Here is a 24,836-nt window from a genome sequence, read left to right on the forward strand (position 1 = left end):
ATTTTTATAACAATGCTGTTTTACCCTCCAATCCCTTTGTACTCTGAAGCTGTTTGAATTTCATCTCTTGCTTGCTGTGTTCGACGCAGCTTTCGCAAGTTTTCTTCCCTAACCGCGAGTCCATTAGCATAACCTTTATTAAAATCTTCTCTCATTTCAAGAGGGCAATTATTATTATTTGGAAGCCCTTCAGAGGCAACTTGCAACCCATTTCCATAGCTACAGAAACTTTTTATCCCAATTATGTAACCTGTTATAAATTCAGATTGCGCTGAATTATTGAGGTTGCCACAGCTACTCTTATATTTATCAAAATCTCGGACCGATTTTCCTTTTTCTCCAACAGACAGCCCCAGCGCAGCCCAACCTTCAGAAGGGTTACAATCAAGACTTGTGGTCGTTGTAGTATTACACCCTACAAGGATCAAAGAAATAAAACTCAGTACTAGTACTTTTTTCATAGTTCCACCTTAGATTTCCATCTTTTGTTTATCGACTAAAATCACTTTTTGCAGAATTTCAACTTGTTCCTCAATACCTTTAGTATTGGGAAAACGATTTTCTACATTTTTCAACACAGAAAGTGCAGCTTGATAATTTTGCATGTCTACATACATTTGAGCGCGCCCTAACATGGCATGACGCTGCGTTTGCTCTATGGCCTCTGCTCTTAAAAACATCGTTTCAGCTTCAATAAGTGACTTCTGTGCAGACAAAAAACTGGCAAACGACAACAAGGCTAAGCCATTATTTGGATCTTTATTGATAGCACTTTCATAGTAGCTTTTAGCTGCATCTTTCTGATTTTGATTACGCTTTAATTCTGCGGTATATAAGAAAATAACGGATTGCTTAGCATCATTATATTGCTCCGAGACCTGCATCAACTCATACAATACTTCTTCAACGTCACGCCACATCTCACGCTGATTCAACCAAGACAAATATGCTCTCAAGCTATTTAAATCAAGTTCTTCGGTGTTTACGTGGGCTTTTATTAACTCAACTGCTCTTGAAAAGCTATCTTGTTGTAAGTGTAATTGGGCTGCAATTTTTAAGTTATTAATCCGTTTGTCACCCAATAAAATAGCCATTTCTAGAGAAGCCAGCGCCTCTTTATTTCGCGACTGCTCGAGTTGCAATACCGCCTGAGCTAACCAAAGTTGACTATTCTTAGGCTCTTTAACCAACAAGTCCGCAAGTAGCGCTTGTGCGGCTTCAAACATTTTTGCCTGTGTAAGTGATGTCAGTAAGCCCTGACGCCATTGCTTATTTTCTGGCTCAATGGCTAACGCTTGCTGATAAGCAGTGATAGCGGAGAACGGTCCGTGTTGGGTCAAATTTAAATAGCCAAGTTGACCATATACTTCAGCCTCTTTTGCCCCAAGCTCTATCGCTCTTGCAAAATACTCTCGCGCCTTGGTGGTTTTATTTTGCAACATATACAATTGCCCCAAATCAACATGTGCGCGTACTAATTGGGGGCTTCTTGATAATGACGCTAAGTAAGTTTTTTCAGCTTTATCATACTCTTCAACAGCAAAGTACACTTGTGCTTTTAGCAACATCATGGCAATACTGAGCTCAATCTCATAGAAAGTTTCTAGCTCTTGCAAAACAACTTGTTTGTCGCCTCTTTCTAAAAGACTTCTTAGCTTTTCAGCCATTTCATATTCTTCAGGTGCAATGGGGGCCTCTCGCTCTCTATATGGACCTGAAAACTGAGGAATTATGAATGTCGGTTTTTCAACTTCTAAAGTAAACTTGTCTACCTGTTGGGCCTTGGTAGATGTACCCGACAATAACAAACAAGCGACAAAAAAATGCGATAAATGAAATACCCTCATTTAAGACCTTCCATAGTTAAAGTGAATGCCATACAAATAAATTGCTTGCACTGCCCTACCATCTTTTTTAGGAACAGTGAACCTTGCTTTTTCAACCCATTTTCTAATTACTGGCACCATGTCTGGATGAAAAGGGTCGACAATTTTCTTGATAAAAGGCTTACCCTGCGTGTTTATGATCAACTCAACTAAAGTTGAGGCTCGCTTCAGTCCCTGTTTTGTAATTGAACGAGGTGGCGGGAAGTATTCTTGAGAAACAACCTGCGGAACTTGGTCAAGACTCTCAACCGCAAGCAACGGCATATCAAACGTCATGCGCTGCTGGATTTTGAGTGAATCCATGCCAAAATCGGGCTTTTCTAAGTGCTCAACTTCTGGCATCGCCATCTGTGGCTTGTCTGAATAGCTCAATTCAAGCCCACCGCCTAAACTAAGCAAGTCGATGCTCACTGAAGAGGACTGCTGCTTAGTTGATTGAGTCTGTATTTTAGGCGGTGGTGGTGGCGGAACAGGTAAAGCCACTTCGACCTTTCGAACGAGCATGTCTTTCTCTGGTGGTGTTGGTATTTGCTTAATAGCAAACAAGCTATAAATTAATAGCAACGTCAAAAGCGCACTCAACACCCAAGGCAGTATAGCCAACACACTGCCTCTCAAAGAAAAGTTAATAGTCCTTTTAACCGTTAACATGAGTGCTTATTCCTTCATAGTTGCCAAACTTATGTCACTCAAACCAGCTAGTTTTGCTTGATCAATCACTTTTACTAACAGCTCAGTTTTAACTTGTTTATCAGCTTGAATTATCAAAGGCCTTTGCTCAGACTTCACGGCCTGCATCAATGTTGATCTTATCCCTTGAATACCTATATTTGTGCCACCATACATGACTTCACCACTTGAAGTAATCGCTATCATAAGCACTGATTTTTGTAAATTTTGACTCGATACCGCCGTGGGTTTGTCTACATCAACACCTGTTTCTTTTACAAATACAGTGGTCACTATAAAGAAAATCAACAGTATAAAAACAACATCTAGTAGTGGGGCTAAATCTATATCTTGCCCTTTTGACTCTGCAATCTTATTTTGTATTAACGAGCGCATAAATCCTCCACTTGCCAACTTTTTAATGATCTTTGCAAAAGCACTTGCAATAGTAGTCCTGGTACAACTAACACGAGACCCAGTTGAGTTGTAAACATAGCCGATGCAATACCACCACTTATTATCTCTTGAATATCTAAGCCATTATGGATAGACATGTGGTTAAAAGTACCAAGAAGACCGCTAATTGTGCCAAGCAACCCCAGCAGAGGCAGACTCGCTAACAAGGTTTTTAATGTGGTTAGCCAATAATTACCTGTTAAAAACCACTGTTCAGACTTAGTCGCAAAACACAGTAGCTGTAGCTGTTTGCTGTAACACAGCATAGCAACCGCAGCCAAAGACCAAACAACGCCATGATTTAGCAAGTTCAAAAAAAGTGCTAGTTCACTCATTAACAACTCTTTAATTCAAGTTTGCTCAGTTGTATAGCGTTAGCCTCGAGCTTTGAGTTCAAGCTCTTTGCTTTGCGGTTCAGTAATGCACTCATAATCAAAGAAGGGATGGCAACAATTAGACCAAGCTCTGTGGTTACCAAAGCCTCGGAAATACCCCCAGACACAGTAGCGGCATCGCCTGTACCAAACGTATTCATCATCATAAATGTATTTATCATGCCGGAGACTGTGCCTAACAAGCCTAAAAGAGGCGCGATTGCTGCACTAGTCGCCACTACACCTAAATAGCTTTCAACTCTATAGCGATATTGCATTAAAAACGCCACCAGTTGATCATCTCGGTATTCAGACACTGGATTGTTCACTGCAATATCTAATAATGCTTTCTCCGCACCTTTAAAATGCACACTCATCTGTAGGCTGTTAATATCAGTTTGCTTAATTTTTTCGATAAAGTCATGGCTTGGTTTTGGTAACCTAAACAACTGATAGCCTTTGGTTAAAGTAGCAACTAGCGCAACAAAGCCGAAGAGTAAAATAGGTAAAGCCCAAACACCGCCTTTTTGAATATGAGAAATAATGCTGTCTTGTTTGTGTAATAGCTTTTCCGCGTTGCCTAAAGTTGGGTCGAATGTCACAAAGCCAGAGCCTGTATCAGCAAAAGTTGCTAAACTTTCGATTTGTGCTGCGCTATAAATGTTTGGAATGATCTTAGGCAATGTCTGATTTACTTTTTTGGTTAACAAGCCACCTTGTTCAAGCTCTGAGTTATACGCAAGTTCAAGCGGCCCTATTTTTAATACTCTAAAATCAACAACCTCACCTTCAGCATTCACAACAGGTTTTTCTTGCCAGTTTGGAGAAAGTTTATTCACTAGTTCCAACTTTAGAGTGTTAAACATGCTAGACGACAGCGAAAAAACACCATTCGAATTTTGATAGTCTGACAAAGAAATACTTTGCTGTTCAAAAAAACTCTGCATTACCATTTTTTGATAGTTGTCTTGCTCACGCCATCTTCTTACTCGCTCCGATAGCCGCTCATAGCTTATTACTTTCTCATCAGACGCCCTTTGAATTGACTCAGCTTGAGCACGCAATGCTTCTACTTCTCTCAAGGATTGTTCAAGTTTTTTTTGATATTGCAAAGACTGGTTATTGATACTTGCTTGCAATTTAGATAACGCAATTTTAGATTCACTTACCCGTTCAATTAGTGCAGCTGATTGAGCGTGAACGTTTAAACCCAAAAGCAAAAAAGCAGTCAAAGTAAATATACGCATTACAATAACTCCTTGTTCAAGCTATCTAACGCCAAAGGCAGTGAAACAAATTCTGCGGTTGTCGGCTTTTCTAGAATATTTCTTATCTTATTAATCTGTTTAGGTAGGTTCACCGCAGGTAACACGTTTAAGACGGCCTCTCCATGGTACCATTGCCACCCTGATTGCTCTATTCTACCAAAGCCATAAGCTGATCCGTCGGAAGATAAATACCAAGCTTGCGAAAGGCCGAGGTAAATTTGGCTCACCAATAGTTCTGTATCTTTACCATTAATTGATACACGCATATTCGTCATATTCAGTGCAACGCGTGTGTTAAACTCGTCTACTTTTTTGTGCAAGCTCAAATATAATTCAAGTTTTTCACTTAAACTCAGTGATTTTTGAGTAAGCTTATCAGCTTTGGATTGCAGTTGCGTTTGCAGCGGGGGTGGAAGCATAGGTAAAACACGTTTCATAAAGTGCTCCCCTTTAGCTAACTCATTTTCCACAAGCGCTTGATTACGCTCAAATTGAACTTGTTGTTCTGTCAATGATAAACGTTTTTCGTCAACTTCCGACTGCGCTTCTTTGGCTTTAGCTAGCAAAGTTTTAAGCGCTAGTTTTTCTTGTTGAAGCAATGCTATTTGATTTTCTAAAGACTGCTTGTTCGCTTGCCAAGTTGTTTCTAGCTTTCCTCGCTGACTTTCAATATCAAGCCATTGCTGCATTAATTCATAATCTGACTGGAAAGCGACACCTACTGCGGGTAAAGATAGCGCTGTCATCAATAACAATGTTCTCATTAAAACTCCATTTATGCTGCTCAGAAAAACGCCAGTAGAGGTACAACATCGCACGTAAATGTATAATAATCAACAAAGTGAAAATGAAAAAAAATCAAGTGCCACAAAATTATCGATAAAACGCTCAAGCATAAACCGTGTACATTTAATTTGTATTTTAAACAAAAATGAAAGCGCACTAGCGCCTAACTTCGTTTCATTATTTTGGAGCTTCTCACAAAAAAAAGCATAATCCTCATTGTAATACCGATTTGTAATAAGCTTTTCCAGTTCCGCACCGCATTGTATTAGTGCAATAACATATTGAGCCAAGCTTAAACTTATACGCTTGTAAATTATTGAGCAGGGCCCTTTACAGTAAAGTGAACGGCGAACGCTTGGTTGAAAATGATATAAAAACTAATGGCTTTATTATCCATTTAAACACACTGACTCTTTTTACTACTAATCGGCTTTTTTACTAATAATAAGAAAAACAGCTAAGCCGACTGTTACAGAGAAAAAGGCACTCTCAGCCGATAAATCTATCTCAGTGTTAAGTTGGATACCGAACCACAATCAGTAACAAAAGGGCAACCCCTATGTTGAGAACATTGACTCAAGTGATGAACAAACCGAGTACCTAGAGCGCTTATTGGGACTTACTTTATACAAATTGGTAGTTATTCTATGGTAGGCTTTGGGCTCAAAATATGTGGCACCTCAATAAAGCAAGATAACAAATACAATAATAATTTGGAGTATCCATGAAAGGCGTCTGTTTGTGTGGCGGCATCCAGTTTGAAATACTCGGTACAACGCCCAATCTATATCAATGTCATTGCTCTGTTTGTCGCAAATCTACCGGCTCGTCTTCAAATACAGCGACAATTGTTAAAAGTGAGCAATTTAGATGGAGTCATACAAATTCTGACATTCAAACTTTTACGCTGCAAAGTGGTTATCGCATAGATTTTTGCAAACGTTGTGGCAGCCCAGTCCCCAATCAATTAAGGGACAAAGAATTAGTTTGGATACCTGCAGGGTTACTTGAAAATACCGAGCTAAAAGTAACACAGCATATTTTTGTTAGCTCAAAGGCGCATTGGGATATGATTGGCGGACAAGCCACTGAACATGAAGAAATGCCCAACTTAGAAGAGTTTGTTTCACTGTTAAAATGCTAACAGCTCCAATTAATAATGCTTTTTAACGTTCAACATGCAGATGATACATATGAGCTACTTCAACTTGACAGCATAATTATCTACTGAATCAGTTATGTAACTCCCCATTGAAACGAAGTCTATTTTTTAGGTAACCAATGACTTACAAAAAAGCTCTGCCAAAAAGGGCATATTGATAAAGAGGCTCAACTCAAGCTTTGCTTAAACCCATCTTTATATCGCCTTGATAGGTTGAGTTTTTTTCCTGATTTTAGGGTAATTTCACCATCTCCACTGGGCTGGTAGCTAATACTATCAACCGCGTAGTGATTCACCCCGTAACTGCGGTGCACTCGACTAAACCCTTTTGCAGAGAGACGCTGACATAGCTCACCAAGCGTTGAACGCAGTGGATAAATACGCCCTTGGCTGTATAAGTTTACGTAGTTACCGGCTGACTCTAAGTATTCAATATCAGCAACTTTAACTAAAAATTCTTTATCGAGTTTTTTCACCAAAAAGTGCTCTGGAGCTGCACGCTGTGAGTCTTGCTGTTGCGCCTCTTGTTCACTACTTGCTATCACACTCGCCTCACCTTTAAGTCGAGCGTAAACAATTTGCGTAATGTTATACACCGTCAGCCAAATCACATAGCCCCAAGCGTCTTTACGGTATTCATACCAAAACTCTCGCGCAAGCGGCCCAAAGTCATAATCGCCGCCATTTAAGGCATATATCATTTCACGCAGCGTCACCATCAACAGTATGTGTAGGCTTGCAAAAAACACACTGCCAAGCAGATGCACGAACAGTTGCTTTTTGAGGTGCCCAAAGTGCAATGCAAAGCGGCTAAAAAAGTGAAACAACAAAGGCAAAATAGCAAACACACTTAAGGCACTGGTATATTCCCAAACAAATGGCTCCCAAAACGCGATACTAGGTTCACCTTGGCGAGAATGCTCGCTCCAAACCGACAACGCATTAATGGTGTTGTTGATAAAAAGATACAGCGCTGCGGCAATATAGCCGAGCAATACCCTATTGTTGTCGATCCGCTGCCAATTCAATTGTATTTATCCCTGTATTCCACCGTTTATCACTAAAAGCTTACCTGTCAGTCAGTTAGCTGTGTTTTTGCGCATATTACTTTGCCAAACTTTGAGTACCAATAACAGCAAAAGGCGAGCAAAACAATGAACCAACGACGTTATGACATTGATGCCCTGCGAGTACTTGCATTTGCAGTGCTTATTTTATATCACATCGGCATGTATTATGTTGCCAATTGGCAGTGGCATATTAAAAGTGCCGCCACCTTCGAATGGCTGCAAGATGTGATGATCCTCACAAACCCGTGGCGTATGTCACTGCTATTTTTTATCTCGGGTATTGCTATTGCGAATACTTTGAACAGCCAAAAATATGGCGCAGTAAAACTCGTTGCTTTGAAAAGCCAGCGGTTATTTATACCTTTACTGTTTGGCATGTTTGTAATTGTCAGTCCTCAGGTTTACTTTGAGGCGCTGAGTCAAAACCTTATCGAACCTGGCTTTTGGCAGTTTTGGCTCGCCTATATAAACCCCAACACAACGTTACTTAGCGAGCATCACTCTGTCATCGGTTTACTAACTTGGAATCATCTTTGGTTTTTACCCTACCTGTGGGTGTATAGCATCATAGTGATCTTGTTTAAACAGCCACTCTTTTTATTTGCCAATATACGATGGCTAAAACAACTGCCCTTAACTGGTATGATTTTGTTTTGCATGAGTGCGTTAATCGCAATTTGGTGGGCGCTCAGCGCCGGTTACCCAAGCACCCACGACTTAATTCAGGACTGGTATAATCATGGCAAATACTGCTTCGTCTTTTTGACAGGCTTTGTATTTGCCATACAAAAAAGTTGGTGGCTCAGCGTTATTAAACATCGGGTTGTTGTGCTCGCGATTGCGCTTTGTAGTTATGCATTTATCATTGCCGACCGCCATGGCATTTGGGCAACGCTTGCAAGCCTCTATCAAACTCACCTATCGGTAAAGTTACTGTATGCTGTGATACATAGCGCGAATCATTGGTTATGGATTTTGGCTGTAGTTGGCTTTGCAGGTTACTATCTCAATCGAAAAAGCACGTTTATCAACTATGCTAATCGCGCTGTTTTGCCCTATTACATACTGCATCAAACGCTGATTATTGTGTTTGCTTGGTGGTTAAAAGGCTTAGCGATACACCCCGCCCTAGAATCACTTATTTTGTTAGTACTGACTGTTTCTGGATGCCTTTTAGGCTATGAGCTGATAAAACGAAGCGTATTGTTAAGCAGGCTATTTGGGGTAACCAAAAAAACACCAAAACTAGCTATTGAGCCAGCTCATCACTTAGCAAACCCCAATTAGGGGCTTGCTATTTTATTGCGTGATAAGTCACTCATATTTTAGTGACTTCACGGGCCTTGTTTTTGCGGCAAATGCCGATAATGATCCCACCGTCAACCACGCAATAACAAACGCCAATCCCGCCGAAATTAAAAATGGAATTAATGACAAATCAATCCGGTATACAAAGCTATTAAGCCATTGTTGCATAATGTAATACGCGATTGGCCAAGCCAAGACGTTGGCAATGAGAACTTGTTTAGAAAACTCTTTATTAATGAGCAAAACGATATCCCACACACTTGCCCCGAGTACTTTGCGAATACCTATTTCTTTGGTTCTGCGCTGAGTGGTAAATGACGCTAAACCAAATAACCCAAGGCATGCTATAAAAATAGCTAACATGGCGAACAAGTTGAACACGGTTAACTCTTTATCTTCTTGGTGATAAAGTTGCTCAAACCTATCTTCTAAGTGTGATAGCTCAATTGGCTGGCCCGGTATAAGCATAGCCCAGGTTTTTTCAATATACTCACGCACCTGCGCGGTATCGCCTTGATACTTTACTGATAACGTACTGCCTCGCTCACGCAAAAACATGTGATATGTTGGGCGAATCGCGCTCTTTACAGATGAAAAGTAATAGTCTTGTGTTACACCTACAATCGTCGCCAAACTTGAACCACCTTGGGTTATATGCGCTTTAAATTGCTTGCCAATTGCCTCTTGAGGTGAGTACCCCAAAGAGTCAGCCGCCTTTTTATTAATGACCACGCTAAAGTTTGGTTGATCCTCTCCCTCGCTTGGCATTAAAAACTCATCTGCAGGGAACTTGCGACTAAACCCGCGGCCGCTTAAGAAACGAATTGAGTAACCATTAAAATAATCTTCATCTACTGCCAGTACGGGCATGGTTTGAAATGTATTTGTCACCGGATTCGTCATACCATAGGCATCTACAATTGACCCTGTTGGAAAGGCTGAACTGGCTGTCACATTAACAATATTTGAATGTGCTAATAGCTGAGTTTTCAAAGCTGCGCGTTGCTGACTGGCTTCATCGGTATACAGCCTTTGCAAAACTATAGTCTTTTCTCTGTCATAGCCAAGCTCCATGTTGCGAGCATAACTCAGTTGTTTACTCGCAACTATTGTGGCAATAATTAAAATTACAGCGACACTGAATTGAAAAACAACGAGTGCTTTTCTAAGCAACACACCCGATTTACCTTGCGTTACTTCGCCTTTTAAAACTCGAGCTGGTTTAAAGCTACTCAGATAAAATGCCGGATAAGACCCCGAAATAACACCTACAAACAACCCCAAAACCAATAAAGTGATAAGTACTGCAGCATCAGAATAAAAATTAAACTCAAGCGGTTTACCGATAAACTCAGCAAACAGAGGCAAGCAAGCTTGAACCAATGAAAGCGCAATAAATAAAGCGATGTAGCTCAGCAGCACGGCTTCAACAATAAACTGAGCGATTAAATGGTGTTTTTTAGCCCCTAAAGTTTTGCGAACACCAACCTCTTTTGCGCGTTTTGCTGCAGAAGCAGTAGACAGATTCATAAAGTTCACACTCGCAATAAGCAAGATCAGCGCAGAAATAATAGTAAAGGAATACACGGTATTGATATCACCGTTGTCTTTCATTTCACCGTACTTGTTTGAGTGTAAATAGATATCAGTAATTGGCATGAGCTTAAAAGTCTTCATTTTACTGGCACCTGGCTTATCATGATTTTCTAAGTAATCTGGGAGCTTAGCTTCTAGTGCTTTGCCCGATATACCCTTCGCTAGTTTCAAGTAAGTAAAGTAATTAAAGCTTTGATCCTGTTGCCACTGAGTATTGCCAAAAAATTCATTGGCCGTTGCCATACTGACTAAAGCAAAAATATTCAAATGCGTGCGGTTCGGTAAATCTTTTATGACTGCTGTTACTTTTAATGGCACGCGATTAGCCAAATGCAACGTTTCTCCGAGCACATCGGTGCTAGAAAAATACATGCGAGCTGCCGATTCGCTCAATACAACAGAATTTGGCAAATTAAGTGCGTGTGGATTGCCTTTGATAATTTCAAGCGAGAAAAACTCAATCGCGTTGGCATCCGCAAGCATTATACCTTCATGGATGAATTGGTCTTGCCCTTGCCCCATGGGAAGATCAATCTCTCTTAAACGCGTTGCATCTTCAACTTCAGAGAAATAACTTTTAAAGCGCTCAGCATTAAACACCTGACTCTGAGCAAATTTTTGCTCTGGTGAATTTGGCGGCGTAAAGTCTACTGAAGAACGATAAATACGCTCGTGATCTTGAATAAACTCATCATAACCAAGCTCAGACTCAACAAAAATTGCCATCGTAATACAAGTTGCTAACCCAATGGCAAGGCCAAGAATGTTAATAATGGAATACAGTTTTTGAGCTAGTAAACTGCGATAAGCAATAATTAGATAATTTTTAAGCATAGCGTACGTCCTGCATGTGTTGAGAAACGATATGGCCATCTAGTACATTAATTGTGCGATGTGCAAACTTAGCATGATGATCTGAGTGAGTTACCATAACAATAGTGACCCCTTCTTCATTTAACTTCGCGAGTAAACTCATGACCTCTTCGCCATTTTTAGAATCGAGGTTGCCCGTCGGTTCATCTGCAAGTAACATTTTCGGCTGGGCTACAATGGCACGCCCGATTGCAACACGCTGCTGCTGCCCACCTGATAGTTGTTGTGGGTAATGATCTTTACGATGCGCAATATTCACTTTTTCTAGAATTTCCAGCACCTTCTGCTCTCGTTGCTTCTTGCCAATCCCCTGGTATATAAGTGGCAGCTCAACATTCTCAAATACCGTTAACTCATTAATCAAATTAAAACTTTGGAAGATAAAGCCAATATTGTCTTTTCGCAGATCTGCTAATTTGCTTTCTTTTAAGTGACTCACATCTATACCATCGAAGGTGTATTCACCATCATCAATATGGTCCAACAATCCAATAATATTCAATAAGGTCGACTTGCCAGAACCGGACTGGCCCATGATTGCCACAAACTCACCACGTTCTACTGTCATTGAAACTGCATCTAACGCATAAGTTTCCACTAGTTCTGTGCGAAATACTTTGCTAATTTTATTTAAATTTAACATGACTTTTCCTATTAATTGGTGAGGTTAATTGCTTGCATATCTTTGAAGCTGCCATAGCTTGAAGTGATCACTCGATCACCTTCAGAGAGCCCACTGAGCACTTCAATCACTTTGTTATTTCTTTGTCCCAGCGTGACAAACTTTTTAACTGCCGTATCGCTGTTTGGCTCAAGTACAAATAACCATTTACCAGCAGTATCTTGATAAAAACCACCATTGGGGATCAGCATGGCAGGCTTTGCATCGGCTAAAAACAGATCAAGCTGAAGGCTTTGACCACGACGCAGCCCCCTTGGTAATTCAGATGCAAAATCCAAGTCCACTTCAAAACGACCATTGTTAACCTGTGCGTACACTTTGGACAAAGTCAATGTGTATTCTTGCCCTTGATGCGTCACTTTAGCTACTTGACCTGATGCAACGCGACCCAAGTAAAACTCGTCGATAAGCGCGGTAACTTTGTATTGCTCAACAATGTCCACCTGGCCCAAACGAGCTCCTCTGGCTTTTGACTCACCCAGTTCAGCATGTAAAGCCGTTAACTGGCCATCTATGGGAGCACGGATAATTAAGTTTTCTAAATTTTTACGGGCAAATCTTAAATTTTTATTTAGCTGACTGACGCTATCTTCTAATTGTGCTATTTGCACAGTACGGATCCGTTCATCTTGTGTTTGCTGTTCAATTACAAGCGCCCGACGTCCCTTTAAATACTGAGTTTCATCAATCACTGCTTGTAGCTCATCTTTTGATACTAAATTTCCATTACCCAATCGATTAAGTTGCACTAAACGTCGCTCACTTTGTTTGATCTGATGATCCAGCTCAAGCAAGTTACGTTGTAAATTTAAACGATTTTGATCGATAGCCAATCGCGTATTATGCAAGTTATTGAGCTGCTCAGAAATTTGCGCTTCGCGAGAGATCACATCGAGTTGCAAAGTTGTGTTGCTCAAAGCTAGCAACTTATCTCCCTTTTTGACCATGGCACCTTCTTCAACAAAACGTTGCTCTACCCTACCTCCCTCAATGGCATCTAAATATACCGACTTACTTGGTGTAATATTACCCCTAATAGGGATCATGTCATGAAACTGCCCTTGACTCACCACCCCAATTTTTACTTTATCTTTTGATAAGTTATATGTGTCTATACTGCTGCTCGCTGCGCCACTTAGGGCAAAATAGGCTGCGCCAATAATAGGTAACACAAGCCACCACTTCTTAAATGTACGTTTTGGTGCTATTTGTTTGTCCATCTCTTGTCACTCCAAAAAATCAAATCATGCTTAAATAACACAATTAACGTGCCAAAAAACAAAACCTTTTAAAAACAACAACATAAACAAATACAGATAATTGTAAGGAGAAAAAAGTGTAAAAAAATAAAACACTTAGTGTACGATATCGTACAGTTTGGATATCAGGGAGACACCATGGCGGTTAGTAAAAAAGCAATTCTAGTGGTTGATGACAATCAAGAAATACTCATAGCAACACGTATGCTATTGAAACCGCACTATCAAAAAGTGGTGACCCTAAATAACCCCCATGACATTGCCAGCACCATGGCAGACCAAGAATTTGCCCTTATCCTGCTAGATATGAACTTTACCCGAGACTCAACCTCTGGTGCAGAGGGGTTTTACTGGCTCAAGCAAATAAAAGCCATTGACGAAAACGCGGTTGTTCTACTATTTACCGCTTTTGGTGATATGTCTATGGCCGTGGAGGCCATCAAGCAAGGTGCCAGTGACTTTGTTCTAAAACCATGGCAAAACGAAAAGCTGCTTGCTACCGTTGCTAACTGCGTCGAGTTAAATGCGCAGCGACAAAAATCTAAAAAGCTCGATCAAATAGCGCAATTGTCGTTAGCCGCACAAAACAAACCTTTTGAAAACCTCATAGCGCAAAGCTCCGCAATGGAACATGTTTTTCAAACCATTGAAAAAGCGGCAAAAACAGATGCAAACGTATTGGTTTTAGGTGAAAGCGGTACAGGCAAAGAGCTAATAGCTAGGGCGCTACACAAACAGTCATTACGTTCTAAACAAACATTTTTATCAGTAGATATGGGCACCATCGCCAGCTCACTGTTTGAGAGTGAGTTATTTGGTCATGTTAGAGGCGCTTTTACTGATGCCAAAGAGAATAAACAAGGACGCTTTGAGCTTGCCGACGAGGGGACGTTATTCTTAGATGAAATTGCTAATATCCCTTTAGCGTTGCAAGGTAAGCTACTTACAGCAATTCAGAACCGTATGATCACTCCTGTTGGAGGCTCTAAACAAATTGACGTTGATATTCGATTAATCACCGCAACCAACGTAAACCTATACGATATGGTTAATGAGGGAAGTTTTCGCCAAGATTTACTTTATCGCATCAATACAGTAGAGATAAATTTACCGCCACTTAGGCAGCGTCAGCAAGACATTCCCCTGCTCGTCAATTTTTATACCAAACTATATAGTGATAAATATAAACTAGGGTCCAAATTGGTGGATGATAAAACTATGCAATCGTTGGTTGACTACCCTTGGCCTGGCAATATTCGAGAGTTACAACATCTGGTAGAGCGCGCGGTTATTTTATCTGAATCGACGCATTTGCAATTTCAACTGTCTAAAAACCTCACTCAAGCCCAGCCCTTACAACAGCTCCCCAACACGTACAATCTGGCTGAGATTGAGCAACACACGATAGAGCGAGCAATCAAAGATTTTAAAGGTAATATTAGCCATGCCGCAAAGGCACTAGGTATAACCAGAGCGTCTTTATACCGCAAGATGGAGAAGTTTGGTGTTTAACAAAAATGTCTTTGTCATGGCAAGTTATCAGCTCGGCGCTGTTATTTGTGCAACTATCGGTGTTTTGGGTTTAATACACAGCCATATGCAACTGCTCAGTGTATTTGCACTGTGTACTGCATTGGTTTTTATTTATTGTGCAATCAAAGTGTATAAGCGCCAGCATCAATACTTTTGTGAAGTACTTAACGCAATAAAATATCGAGATGGCAGTTTTAAAGTAAATACGCAACACACACTAGATGACAATACACTAAACCTATGTAACGAGTTACTCCAATACGTTCGAGCAGACCAACGTGAACAAGCCGAGCAAATAGCTGTATTTGAAAGCATGCTGCAACACATTGATACAGGTGTGATCTTAGCCAAGAATAACTCCCAAGTCACGGTATGTAATAACAGTGCTAAACGCTTACTCAATATTCGTCACTTCACAGATATCTCTGATTTACTCAAACAACATCCGGTATTAGCGCAAACTCGCTCTGAGAATAGTGTTTGCAATGAACTACTGTTTAAATATTTCAAATTCACCTATCAATATAACCAATTTGAATTGTGGGTATGTACACCGATTTCAGAGCAAATCGAAACCACACAGATGGACTCTTGGCAAAAACTCATTCGCGTGCTCACCCATGAAATAGGCAACTCAGTGGCCCCTATTTATTCGCTATCAAATACCTTGATCAATATCACTGAACAGCAGTTAAGCCAGTGCATCGATGACGCTGAACTCGTTAATGATTACCTACAAAGCTTACAAGCAATAGGAGTTCGCAGTAAATCATTGCTGGGATTTATAGAGAGCTATCGCAAACTAACTCATATTCCGCAACTAGAAATATCAAGTATTAAAGTGCAAACACTCATTGACGAGGTAACTCGCCTAGTAAAACGCGATTTTGTTCAAGCCGGTATCAACTTAACGACCCAAATCGAACCTACGGCATTAACCGTTAATGCAGATAAAAAAATGCTAGAACAAGTGCTTCTGAACCTACTGACTAATGCAAAAGATGCTTTTACAGGTCTAGACACTCACGCTAAACATGTGAGCATATCAGCACAGGTAAATCGTTACGGAAAATGCGAAATACATATAAAAGATAATGGTAAAGGGATAGATCCAAGCGCATTAGATAAAATATTTGTACCCTTTTTTACAACAAAACCTAAAGGTTCTGGAATTGGGCTTGCACTAAGTCAGCAAATTATACACCGCCACAAAGGGCGCATTAAAGTCAACTCAATACCTGATGAAAGTACCATTTTTACAGTGATGCTCTAGAGCGCGTTTTAAATAAAACGACCCCGAGGTCTGCATACTCCGCAATGATAGAAACCTTTTTTATCATTTAGCTACCTTCCTATTATTTAAACTTATTTTATTTTTTTATTACTGTTTATATTAAAACGGCATCTAACTATATCGTTTCGTTATTTGTAGATATATTGTATACAATATATTGTTAGCAATGAAAGGTTAAAACCAAACATAATAATTACAAGCTCTAATGGAGATAACACCATGTCTAACAATACCTTTAACTTAAACCGCCTTACTCTTTGCATGGGGGCTATCGCTGGCTTTGCGATAAGTGCACCGACTCTGGCACAAACCGATTCGGTAGAAGAAGAAGCTGAAGTTATAACCATCACCGGTTCTCGCATCAAACGCCAAGAGCTCACCACAAGCTCTCCAGTCACCGTTTTAGATAAAGTCGCTATTGAGCGCTCAGGCGTCAGTACTGTTGGTGAATTACTGCTGCGCTTACCATCGGTTGTTGGTAGCCCTGCAAGCCCGCGCTCTGGCGGTAATAATAATGGCGCAGCTACCGTACGCCTTAGAGGTTTATCTTCAAACAACACCTTAGTTCTTATCAATGGTCGCCGTGTAAGTACCCGTGGCGTTAGCTCATCGGTAGATTTAGAAACCATTCCTTTTGATGCCGTTGAACGTGTAGAAGTACTTAAAGATGGTGCTTCTGCTGTGTATGGATCCGATGCCATTGCGGGCGTTGTCAACTTAATCATGCGCTCTGACTATGATGGCCTTAAAATCAATCTAGAAGCAGGTGAAAGCCGCCATGGTGATGCGGGGCAAAAGCGTGTGTCTTTCACTTTTGGAGGTAATACCGATAAAGCCAATTGGTTAGTCAGTGCCAGTCACTTTAATGATGATGGTTGGATGCGCCGAGACAGAGACATCAGTAGCGAAGCCGATTTACGCCGCTTTGGTGAAGCGGGCACCAACTTGCGCTCAAGTAAAAGCCCTCGCTCGTGGATTTTTTCAACCGATTATGAACGCTTAGGCGTGACTGCCGCAGATGGTGCAGCATGGGATCCAACCACCGGCTATGATGTTAATGACTTTAGGCCGTTTAATGGTTATTGGTCTGATACCCCATCAGATGGTGCACACTGTGGTGCCAGTGCTCTGTGTGATAGCTTTAATTACCATGACTATGAAACAGGCTCTAACGAATATCAATCCACCACGGTGTGGGTATCTGGTGAATACGAAATAGCACCAGACACCTCACTATTTATGGAATATAACTCAGCAGATGTGAATAGTATTAACTACTTTGCCCCAGGCGCACTGGAGTTTGGCGATAGCATCATTGTGTCTAAAAACAATCAATATAACCCATTTGATGAAGATGTGATTGTACAGCGCCGGATCACTGAAAATGGCATTTTACGCCCAAGAGATGCAGACTCAGACGTTGACCGCTTTACCTTTGGCTTAAAAGGCAGTATTGAAGATTGGGATTACGACTTTGTATACAGCCACCAGCGCAGCAAAGTCATCGAAACCCGAGGTCAACAAATGTCGCTAGCACGCCTACGAGCAGCAGCCGGTGACTCACAAGAGTGCCTTAATCGCAATGATGGCTGTGTCCCATTAGATTTAATTGGCCCATATGGTTCAGTAAACGAAGAGATGATGGGCTACATTTTTTCTCACAAACCCACCAGTATTTACGACAATACATTGCGCTTTTTGAATGCCAACATAACAGGAGTGCCATTTGAGCTACCAGCTGGTCCTGTTTATATTGCAACCGGTGCAGAAGTGCGCTGGGAAGATGCCTCAGTCAGCCATGACGTGGGCTTAAACACAGGCGATGTGGCGTTTATTGAGCAAGTATCAGACACCACCGCACCCACTCGAAAAATTGAAGAAGCCTACATTGAAGCCGTGTTGCCGCTACTGAGCGATATGCCAATGGTAGAGTCATTAGAATTAGAGGTGGCGATGAGATATTCTCGCTATAGTGACTTTGGCAACACCACCAACCCCAAAGTTGGCTTAAAGTGGCAGGTAAATCCTGACTTATTAGTTCGCTACAGTTACTCCGAAGGCTTTAGAGCCCCCACTTTTGGGGAGCTTTACACACCCAGCCAAAAAGGCTTTGTAAACGACACCGACCCTTGTACCACAGATAACTGGTCAAACTTAGCTGGTTGTAGGTTAAGAGCCCCTGGAGACTTAGGATATACCGCGGTCACTGGCGGTAACCAAGACCTAGAAGCCGAAGAAGCCGAGTCATTCACCACGGGATTTGTATGGACACCTGAGGCACTGGTTGATGGCCTCTCTATCACCTTTGATTATTGGAGCATAGAGCAAACCAATGTGGTTGCCACTTATGGCGCAACCCGTAAAGTATCTGAAAATGCAGCAAACCCCGCTCTTTGGTCAAACACTGTACTTCGCAACCCAAGCTCAGGTGCCATTGTTGAAGTTAGAGATATCTATGAAAACGTTGACCGCCGTGAATTATCAGGCTGGGAGCTTGAGGGCCGTTACGATATCAAAGATACCCAATCAGGCAACTACAGCTTGCAGCTGGGGGTGTCAAAACTCAAAGAGTGGGTTGATATTGAAATTCGTAGCGGTGAAGAAAACCGCAGCGATGCAACTGGATTGGTAACAGGGGGTGCATCATACCCTGAGCTAAAAGTCAGTGGTGCACTGAACTGGACGTTAGATAACTGGAGTGCTAGCTGGAATATGAGCTACATCGACAGCCTAGTGGATGATGACAACGATGTGGTTGAACGCCCGAAAGTGGATGACTACTTTAAGCATGATTTACAGCTGAGCTACCAACTACCGGACTTCTGGGAGAGCAAACTCACCTTTGGTATTGATAACGTATTTGACCAAGATCCCCCTATTTTAGCGTCAACTGTAGATGGCGGACATGACCCTTCTACCTACAGCGCCAGAGGTCGTTACTTCTACGGTCGTATCAGCTTTAATTTTTAGGTTGTTATTTAGCACTGCTGTACTATCAAATTGTTGGATGGCGCCTTAGGCTTATCCAACCTACATGCATCCCTGTAGGTTGGATAAGTGGCGAAGTCACGCCATCCGACATTAATTCAGCATAGTGAAGTTCCAATTTAACGTATCGGTTATTCCGTTCACTACTTCATCCGAGCCTTGATCCACGCTTTCACAGGCGCCACCCACACCTTAACGGGTCGATAAAACGCGCCATGCGACAGGCCGGTGTTAATTTCAAGTTCTTCAAAAGAGCGCGTTTGGGTACTTTTTTTATCAAGTAAGGCACAGCTTTGTGACTTATCAGACTTTTCGTATATCGACAGCACATGACCATACACTTTAATGTCGGTGTGTTTTTTCCAAATCAAGCGCCCACAACCTGCCAAAATGACCGTATTGACGCCTAGGTCTGACAACTTATCCGATGCCAGTCCGGTAATAAAAGCACCACGAGAAAACCCAACTAAAGTGATATGTTCAGGTTTTACACCTTTTGCAACCAAAGTGCGAACTTGCTTATTAAGCTGATAAGCATAATCAAACGGATCTGTATTCTTTGCCCTGTGATGCGCTATTAGCGCGTAGCTATCATCGGCTAAGGCTTGCTTAACCGCCGGAAAGTCGTACTTCCCCCAGCCATTTTTAGTCTCTACAGGCTTTGGGTTATCCCCTTCTACAATGTAACCATGTGAGTAAAAAACAAATTTATCGTTTGCTGCTACCGACTCAGGTATGGAGTCGAAGATAGTCGCAGCTGAAGTGTTAAATGACACTATCACGCCAAATAAACTAAGAATAAGAGAGCGGTGTTTCATATAATTTCTACTTTTTATTGTTTGTTGTTTTGTATATCCAATACAACCCCTGTACAGCGGTTGTTGGAGATGCCGTTTCATGATTAGCCTCTGGGATCACCAATAATTTTGCTTCCAGCTTGGCGATTTTCTTACCTTGTAACATCCCATAAAGCGCTTTGGCAATTTCTTAATATTGTTATAAAAACTTCGCCAATACCTTATCGATAGTTTTATCTAAAATCGTTTTCGCACTGCTCGTACATATTGCAGTTAAACAGCATCGTAATGGCTGTTTGCATCGTATGTCCTTTTTATTCAAAGCCTTTGTGTAACGCCTACTACCAACTTGTATCAAACTGTATCACTTACTTGCAAATCATTGTGTTAATCTGGATATTCCACTGGTTCCACTTATGGTACGATACACTTTGATACATGTTGCAAACTCTCGGTACAGTAAACTGCACCAGAACCCTCTAGGCTACTAGCAAATAAACCAATAACTAGACATTGCTATGAAAATTAAATCTGTACTTTTATCTATATGCACCGCGCTTAGCGCAATTTCGGTGCATGCCGACAACACGACCAACACGGAGTTTGATTATTTTGCCAAACGCCAAGGTGGGGGTTATCTAGCCGCTGAGCTTGCAGTCACTTATGGCGGTAGTCTCTATGTGAATAACCACACTAAAGTCTCCCTATCGTTAAATGGTGCGTATTACTTTGATAATGGCTTATTTGTTGAACTGCCAGGAAAATCTAACGAGTTTGATTCAGACTTTGCACTAGGGTACAACTTATTCAACACGCCTAATTGGGAGTTTGATTTATTGTGGTCAACCGCGCACGGCAGCCTAACCTCGATAACAACAAAGAAAACCACTCGCTACCTTGGCTTAAGAGCGTCTGGTGAAGTTGCTGGGTTAAACGTACAAGCTATTGTCGCCCCCAGCGCAGATACCGATACGTATAATAATGGCCAATACGCATCATTATGGCTATCTAAAAATTGGCAATACAAAAACTGGAACTTTTATGGCTCGCTTGGGGCACAGTACCGTAATGCCAACATGCTAAATTACTATTACGGCGTGCCAGAAGATTCACAGCGTTTTGACCCCTACCAAGCTAGCGGTGGAACTAACCTAACCTACAAAGTCGGCTTTAGAAAACCCTTTGCACAAAGCTGGCTCTTTGAAGGCAATATTGCTTATACCAGTTACACAGACGCGATTCTCGACAGCTCCATAACCAAAGCCGTTTTAGAGCATAACTATAGACGCAAAGACTATGCAGCCACGACCAGTGTCTGGGTTAGTTATGTATTTTAAGGAGTTAGCAATGAAAAAACTGCTTTTAACTCTTAAATATACGGGTTTTATGGCTATATTGGCAGTTGTAAATAGCCTAAATGCGGCAGAGAGTAACACCAGCGCTGTGCAATTGCGTGTATCACCAAAGCAATGTACCACTTTAGAAAAGGGCCAAGACTGTTACGTCAACCTCAAGGTATCGTGGCAAACCCCGACTAAAGGCGATTTCTGCCTCAATATGCAGCAACAGCAGTTACGGTGTTGGCATGACCAAAGTGCAGGCGTATTTGAGCAAGAGTTGATCATCAACAACCCTGTATCTATTAATTTGCTAGACGGTGATAAAGTACTGCAAAGCACAGCAATCAAGTACGCTTGGTTATATAAAAATCGGATCAGTAAAACGGTGCGATGGCGAATGTTTTAAGGACTAACAATGACAAAGTTGGCGCTCGTTGAAGACGATTTAGAGCTTGCTCAGTGGATCTGTGATTACCTCAGCGCAAAGCAATACAAGGTTGATGTTTATCATGATGGGCAGCAAGCGCTCGATGCTTTGAAATCAAGCGATGTAGAACTAGTAGTGCTTGATGGCATGCTCCCGTCTTTGGATGGTCTAGAAGTATGTAAACAACTGCGCCAACACTCTAACATCCCCATTTTAATGCTCACCGCACGAGACGAAGAAATTGACGAAATTTTGGGCCTAGAAATGGGCGCAGATGATTACCTCACCAAACCTGTTCGGGGTCGTTTATTAGAAACCCGCATAAAAGCTTTGCTTAGGCGTAGTCAACCAATTGATAAACAAATAAGTTCATCGCTCATTGAGTTAGGGAGTTTAGTGCTCAATCAAGCAACCCGTGAGGTGTGCCTCGCTAATAAGCCTATCAATCTCTCTAGCAACGAGTTTGATGCGTTGTGGCTGCTGGCGTGTAGATCAGGCAGCGTTGTTAGTCGTGAAGAGCTAACGCAAGCTTTGCGCGGCTTTGAGTACGATGGTTTTGACCGCTCTATTGATTTGCGTATTTCACGGCTACGTAAAAAGCTCGGCGATAGCGGCACAGAGCCATATAAAATCAAAACCATTTGGGGCAAAGGTTACTTGCTTGTTAGTGAGGTATGGTGATGTGGCGTTTTGTAGCAGCTTTGCTTATTTTCACCTTATTTGGCAGTATTGGTCTTGGAAAACTATTTGATACCCTTAATGAAAACGCACAACAAAGCCAAGAAGTTAGCCAACAACAATCGCTTGCTTTTCAAGCGCAACTTACCCAAATCGCTTTACATCAATTAAATAACCAGCAACAAGATACGTTTTTAAAGCAAGCCCAGCTGCAATTTCCAAGTTTTGAATTTGCCATTCACACCTTATCAGATTACCCGCTACCAAAACCGTTATTATCGCAGCTAAAAATTCAGCCTACGTTGGTACTTGAAACACAGCAGCATTTACAAGCCTATGCCTTATTACCCAACAACCAAGTTCTACTACTGAGCACCAGTAAAGCGCTATTTGACGAATCAACCAGCCTGCTCATGACCATCAGTTTTTATGTTGCGCTCATGGGGCTAATTTTGTTGTTTTTAACGCCTTTTATTCTGAGGTTGCGTCGCTTAAGTGTTGCCACCGCAAAGCTTGGTAAAGGTGATTTATCTCAACGCGTCCCCGTTGGCTCGGTATGGTATCTCAACGCACTTGAAAGCGACTTTAACGCCATGGCCGCGCGCATCGAAGCATTAGTGAGTGATATAAAACTGCTTGCCAGTGGCTTGTCCCATGAACTTCGCACCCCACTTGCACGCGTTAGAATGGGCCTAGACACCCTAGTTGAAACCAATGATGATACACTCAGGCAAGACTATGAGCAGCGTGTGAACGCGAATTTGGATACCATGGAAGACTTACTCAACCAGCTGCTCTCGTTCGCTCGTTTGCAATACACTTTAGAAGATACCGCAAGAGTGACGGTTGACCTTAACCAAGTCGTACACACCATCGAACAAAGCGTTGCCAGCCCCTTGTTGCGCGTTCACTACAGCAACTGTACGGCTCGCGTGTTCGCTGACACACATTACCTCAGCATATGCATCAACAACCTAGTTAGTAATGCTTTAAAATATTGCCAGCAACAAGTCAGTATTCACATAGAGTGTAAAACGCGCAGTGTTTGTATCATCATCGCTGATGATGGACCTGGGGTTCCGCCCTGTGAGCGAAATAACATATTTAAACCCTTTGTTCGGTTAGATAAGCAAAGTCACGCAGGCTACGGTGTCGGTTTAGCATTTGCAGAGCGGATTATGACTTGGTTGGATGGAAACATTTATATTGATTCATGCAGCACATTGGGTGGCGCCAAATTTACCTTGTCGCTGCCGTTGCAGTAGACCTAAATGACATCACTGTTAAACACCGCAAACCCCGTCAGAGTATAAGCCAATACCATGAGTCTATCTTCTTGATGCCACACCTTTGAAATAGGCCGCTCTAAACTTGATTGATTACGCAGTACAAAAAGGCCTTAAGCAGTGCTTTAAGGCCTTGGCAGATTTATATTTTAAAGCCACTTTAAACTTTACTCAGATAGGGTCTTGCCTTGCTCCTCATCGTCTTTAGAGTCTGCTCTTAGCGTGTCTAACCGTAAATTGACTAACGTATCGTAAGTGGTTTTTGACACTTCAAACCAATAAGGCAGATCATCGCGCTTAACAAAGTGGCTGTCACTTTGCTCAGCAAATGCAAACTGGTATTGCTTAGCATCGTTGTTTGTTACTCTCAGTTGCTCACTTTGCTCCATTTGCTGTTTTGATACGCCAACAAAGCTAAGTTGCGAAAAGATATTAGCAACGCTTTGCACTTTTTGTGAATCGATTTTCTGATCACTATCTTGCGGTATTATTGACGTCGCCAACTGCCATTTTCCATCTTGTTTTTCTAACGCTAAATTAGCGTGTTCGATACGATTTACATCACGCACAGCGAGCAATGATTTATCCAGCCAAGAATTTTCATCGATACTCAACTGATAGGCACTAAATTCAACGCTGTATACTTCATCTTGCTCATCATTACGTACATAAAGCTTTTTAAAGCTAGGCGATTTGCCTAATAGTAGCGTTTGCTTAGAGCCGTCTCTTAAGGTGAGCGTAACCTGCTTTGCAAAGTTATCTTCAGCCACTTTAAAACGGGCATGACTGGCCTTTGAATAAGCCACAGGCCACACCGCTTTTAATGTACTGAGTTGCTTGAGAACGCTGTCCACACTCGAAGTATTTAACGCCAATTGAGGGTAAGTACTAAGCTGCCAATTTTCCTCTGTTTTATTTAAGATCAGCTGCTTGTCGTCTTGTTTAATTTCCACCTCAGCAATACTGTGCAAGTCGATTGAAAGAATTGGCGTAGCAACAAATTCGCCTTGCTGGGCATCGTTAAAATAAAGCCACCCGGCCACAACTAGCTGTAGTGCCAGTAATGCAAACAAACTATTTAAGTATTTATTCATAGCTTACACT

23 protein-coding genes are annotated in these 24,836 nt (G+C 41.6%); 9 read left to right on the forward strand and 14 right to left on the reverse strand.

The annotated features are described in order from the left end of the window. Positions 1–20: 20 nt before the first annotated feature. From GDK41_RS12885 to GDK41_RS12915, 7 genes are read right to left on the reverse strand one after another with little or no spacing between them, the layout of a single operon-like run. Positions 21–461 (reverse strand): DUF2799 domain-containing protein, encoded by a 441-nt coding sequence (locus tag GDK41_RS12885; protein ID WP_152086783.1) that lies wholly within the window; start codon positions 459–461, stop codon positions 21–23. A gap of 9 nt (positions 462–470) precedes the next feature. Next, the gene (locus GDK41_RS12890; protein ID WP_152086784.1) at positions 471–1,847 is read right to left on the reverse strand and encodes a tetratricopeptide repeat protein; all 1,377 of its coding nucleotides are present in this window, start codon (positions 1,845–1,847) and stop codon (positions 471–473) included. Then, positions 1,848–2,537: a hypothetical protein gene (locus GDK41_RS12895; protein ID WP_152086785.1), complete on the reverse strand. Its 690-nt coding sequence runs from the start codon at positions 2,535–2,537 to the stop codon at positions 1,848–1,850. A gap of 6 nt (positions 2,538–2,543) precedes the next feature. Beyond that, the gene (locus GDK41_RS12900) at positions 2,544–2,951 is read right to left on the reverse strand and encodes an ExbD/TolR family protein (RefSeq protein WP_152086786.1); all 408 of its coding nucleotides are present in this window, start codon (positions 2,949–2,951) and stop codon (positions 2,544–2,546) included. Continuing rightward, the gene (locus tag GDK41_RS12905; RefSeq protein WP_152086787.1) at positions 2,939–3,346 is read right to left on the reverse strand and encodes a MotA/TolQ/ExbB proton channel family protein; all 408 of its coding nucleotides are present in this window, start codon (positions 3,344–3,346) and stop codon (positions 2,939–2,941) included. Before GDK41_RS12905 ends, GDK41_RS12900 begins: the two co-directional genes overlap by 13 nt. Further along, complete coding sequence (locus GDK41_RS12910) at positions 3,346–4,632, reverse strand: MotA/TolQ/ExbB proton channel family protein (RefSeq protein WP_152086788.1); 1,287 nt, start codon at positions 4,630–4,632, stop codon at positions 3,346–3,348. The genes GDK41_RS12905 and GDK41_RS12910 overlap by 1 nt, the downstream gene beginning before the upstream one ends. Further along, a complete protein-coding gene (locus GDK41_RS12915; RefSeq protein WP_152086789.1) occupies positions 4,632–5,417 on the reverse strand; it encodes a DUF3450 family protein in 786 nt (261 codons plus the stop codon). Before GDK41_RS12915 ends, GDK41_RS12910 begins: the two co-directional genes overlap by 1 nt. A 746-nt stretch (positions 5,418–6,163) precedes the next feature. Between GDK41_RS12915 and GDK41_RS12920 the strand changes: the two genes are divergently transcribed. After that, positions 6,164–6,583, forward strand: a complete 420-nt coding sequence (locus GDK41_RS12920; protein WP_152086790.1) for a GFA family protein — start codon at positions 6,164–6,166, stop codon at positions 6,581–6,583. 185 nt (positions 6,584–6,768) lie between these two features. On the opposite strand, the gene GDK41_RS12925 is transcribed toward GDK41_RS12920, so the two are convergent. After that, positions 6,769–7,629, reverse strand: coding sequence for a LytR/AlgR family response regulator transcription factor (locus tag GDK41_RS12925; protein WP_232056462.1), 861 nt, complete (start codon positions 7,627–7,629; stop codon positions 6,769–6,771). 126 nt (positions 7,630–7,755) lie between these two features. Between GDK41_RS12925 and GDK41_RS12930 the strand changes: the two genes are divergently transcribed. After that, positions 7,756–8,958, forward strand: coding sequence for an acyltransferase family protein (locus tag GDK41_RS12930; protein WP_152086792.1), 1,203 nt, complete (start codon positions 7,756–7,758; stop codon positions 8,956–8,958). Between the two features lie 27 nt (positions 8,959–8,985). Here GDK41_RS12930 and GDK41_RS12935 read toward each other — a convergent pair whose 3' ends face one another. From GDK41_RS12935 to GDK41_RS12945, 3 genes are read right to left on the reverse strand one after another with little or no spacing between them, the layout of a single operon-like run. Continuing rightward, complete coding sequence (locus GDK41_RS12935; protein WP_152086793.1) at positions 8,986–11,409, reverse strand: ABC transporter permease; 2,424 nt, start codon at positions 11,407–11,409, stop codon at positions 8,986–8,988. After that, on the reverse strand, positions 11,402–12,091 hold the full coding sequence (locus GDK41_RS12940; RefSeq protein ID WP_152086794.1) for an ABC transporter ATP-binding protein: 690 nt from the start codon (positions 12,089–12,091) through the stop codon (positions 11,402–11,404). The genes GDK41_RS12935 and GDK41_RS12940 overlap by 8 nt, the downstream gene beginning before the upstream one ends. An 11-nt stretch (positions 12,092–12,102) precedes the next feature. After that, positions 12,103–13,350, reverse strand: a complete 1,248-nt coding sequence (locus GDK41_RS12945; RefSeq protein WP_152086795.1) for an efflux RND transporter periplasmic adaptor subunit — start codon at positions 13,348–13,350, stop codon at positions 12,103–12,105. Positions 13,351–13,527: 177 nt separating this feature from the next. On the opposite strand from GDK41_RS12945, the gene GDK41_RS12950 reads away from it, so the two are divergent. The 3 genes from GDK41_RS12950 (at position 13,528) to GDK41_RS12960 (ending at position 19,186) form a co-directional block, all read left to right on the forward strand. Next, positions 13,528–14,901, forward strand: coding sequence for a sigma-54-dependent transcriptional regulator (locus GDK41_RS12950; RefSeq protein WP_152086796.1), 1,374 nt, complete (start codon positions 13,528–13,530; stop codon positions 14,899–14,901). Next, on the forward strand, positions 14,894–16,195 hold the full coding sequence (locus GDK41_RS12955; protein WP_152086797.1) for a sensor histidine kinase: 1,302 nt from the start codon (positions 14,894–14,896) through the stop codon (positions 16,193–16,195). Before GDK41_RS12950 ends, GDK41_RS12955 begins: the two co-directional genes overlap by 8 nt. Before the next feature lie 240 nt (positions 16,196–16,435). Further along, complete coding sequence (locus GDK41_RS12960) at positions 16,436–19,186, forward strand: TonB-dependent receptor (protein WP_152086798.1); 2,751 nt, start codon at positions 16,436–16,438, stop codon at positions 19,184–19,186. A 161-nt stretch (positions 19,187–19,347) separates the two neighbouring features. Here the strand turns inward: GDK41_RS12960 and GDK41_RS12965 are convergent, their stop codons facing one another. Together GDK41_RS12965 and GDK41_RS20380 are read right to left on the reverse strand one after the other, a co-directional pair. Next, positions 19,348–20,022: an alpha/beta hydrolase gene (locus GDK41_RS12965; protein WP_152086799.1), complete on the reverse strand. Its 675-nt coding sequence runs from the start codon at positions 20,020–20,022 to the stop codon at positions 19,348–19,350. 7 nt (positions 20,023–20,029) lie between these two features. After that, positions 20,030–20,167 carry a hypothetical protein gene (locus tag GDK41_RS20380; RefSeq protein ID WP_232056463.1) on the reverse strand — a complete coding sequence of 46 codons (138 nt, stop codon included), beginning with the start codon at positions 20,165–20,167 and terminating at the stop codon, positions 20,030–20,032. Between the two features lie 352 nt (positions 20,168–20,519). Here GDK41_RS20380 and GDK41_RS12970 point away from each other — a divergent pair, with 352 nt between their 5' ends. Genes GDK41_RS12970 through GDK41_RS12985 form a run of 4 tightly spaced genes read left to right on the forward strand, consistent with a single transcriptional unit; the run spans position 20,520 to position 23,711 of the window. After that, entirely contained in the window at positions 20,520–21,338 is an 819-nt protein-coding gene (locus tag GDK41_RS12970; protein WP_152086800.1) for a MipA/OmpV family protein, read from the forward strand. A gap of 10 nt (positions 21,339–21,348) precedes the next feature. Further along, a complete protein-coding gene (locus GDK41_RS12975) occupies positions 21,349–21,747 on the forward strand; it encodes a DUF3019 domain-containing protein (protein WP_172971617.1) in 399 nt (132 codons plus the stop codon). 9 nt (positions 21,748–21,756) lie between these two features. Continuing rightward, entirely contained in the window at positions 21,757–22,449 is a 693-nt protein-coding gene (locus GDK41_RS12980) for a response regulator transcription factor (protein ID WP_152086802.1), read from the forward strand. Further along, positions 22,449–23,711 carry an ATP-binding protein gene (locus GDK41_RS12985; RefSeq protein ID WP_172971618.1) on the forward strand — a complete coding sequence of 421 codons (1,263 nt, stop codon included), beginning with the start codon at positions 22,449–22,451 and terminating at the stop codon, positions 23,709–23,711. Before GDK41_RS12980 ends, GDK41_RS12985 begins: the two co-directional genes overlap by 1 nt. A 188-nt stretch (positions 23,712–23,899) precedes the next feature. Here GDK41_RS12985 and GDK41_RS12990 read toward each other — a convergent pair whose 3' ends face one another. After that, positions 23,900–24,826 (reverse strand): DUF4340 domain-containing protein, encoded by a 927-nt coding sequence (locus GDK41_RS12990; RefSeq protein ID WP_152086804.1) that lies wholly within the window; start codon positions 24,824–24,826, stop codon positions 23,900–23,902. Positions 24,827–24,836 lie beyond the last annotated feature (10 nt).

Origin of the sequence: Pseudoalteromonas sp. A25 (genome assembly GCF_009176705.1) — a bacterium.
GTDB lineage: Bacteria > Pseudomonadota > Gammaproteobacteria > Enterobacterales > Alteromonadaceae > Pseudoalteromonas.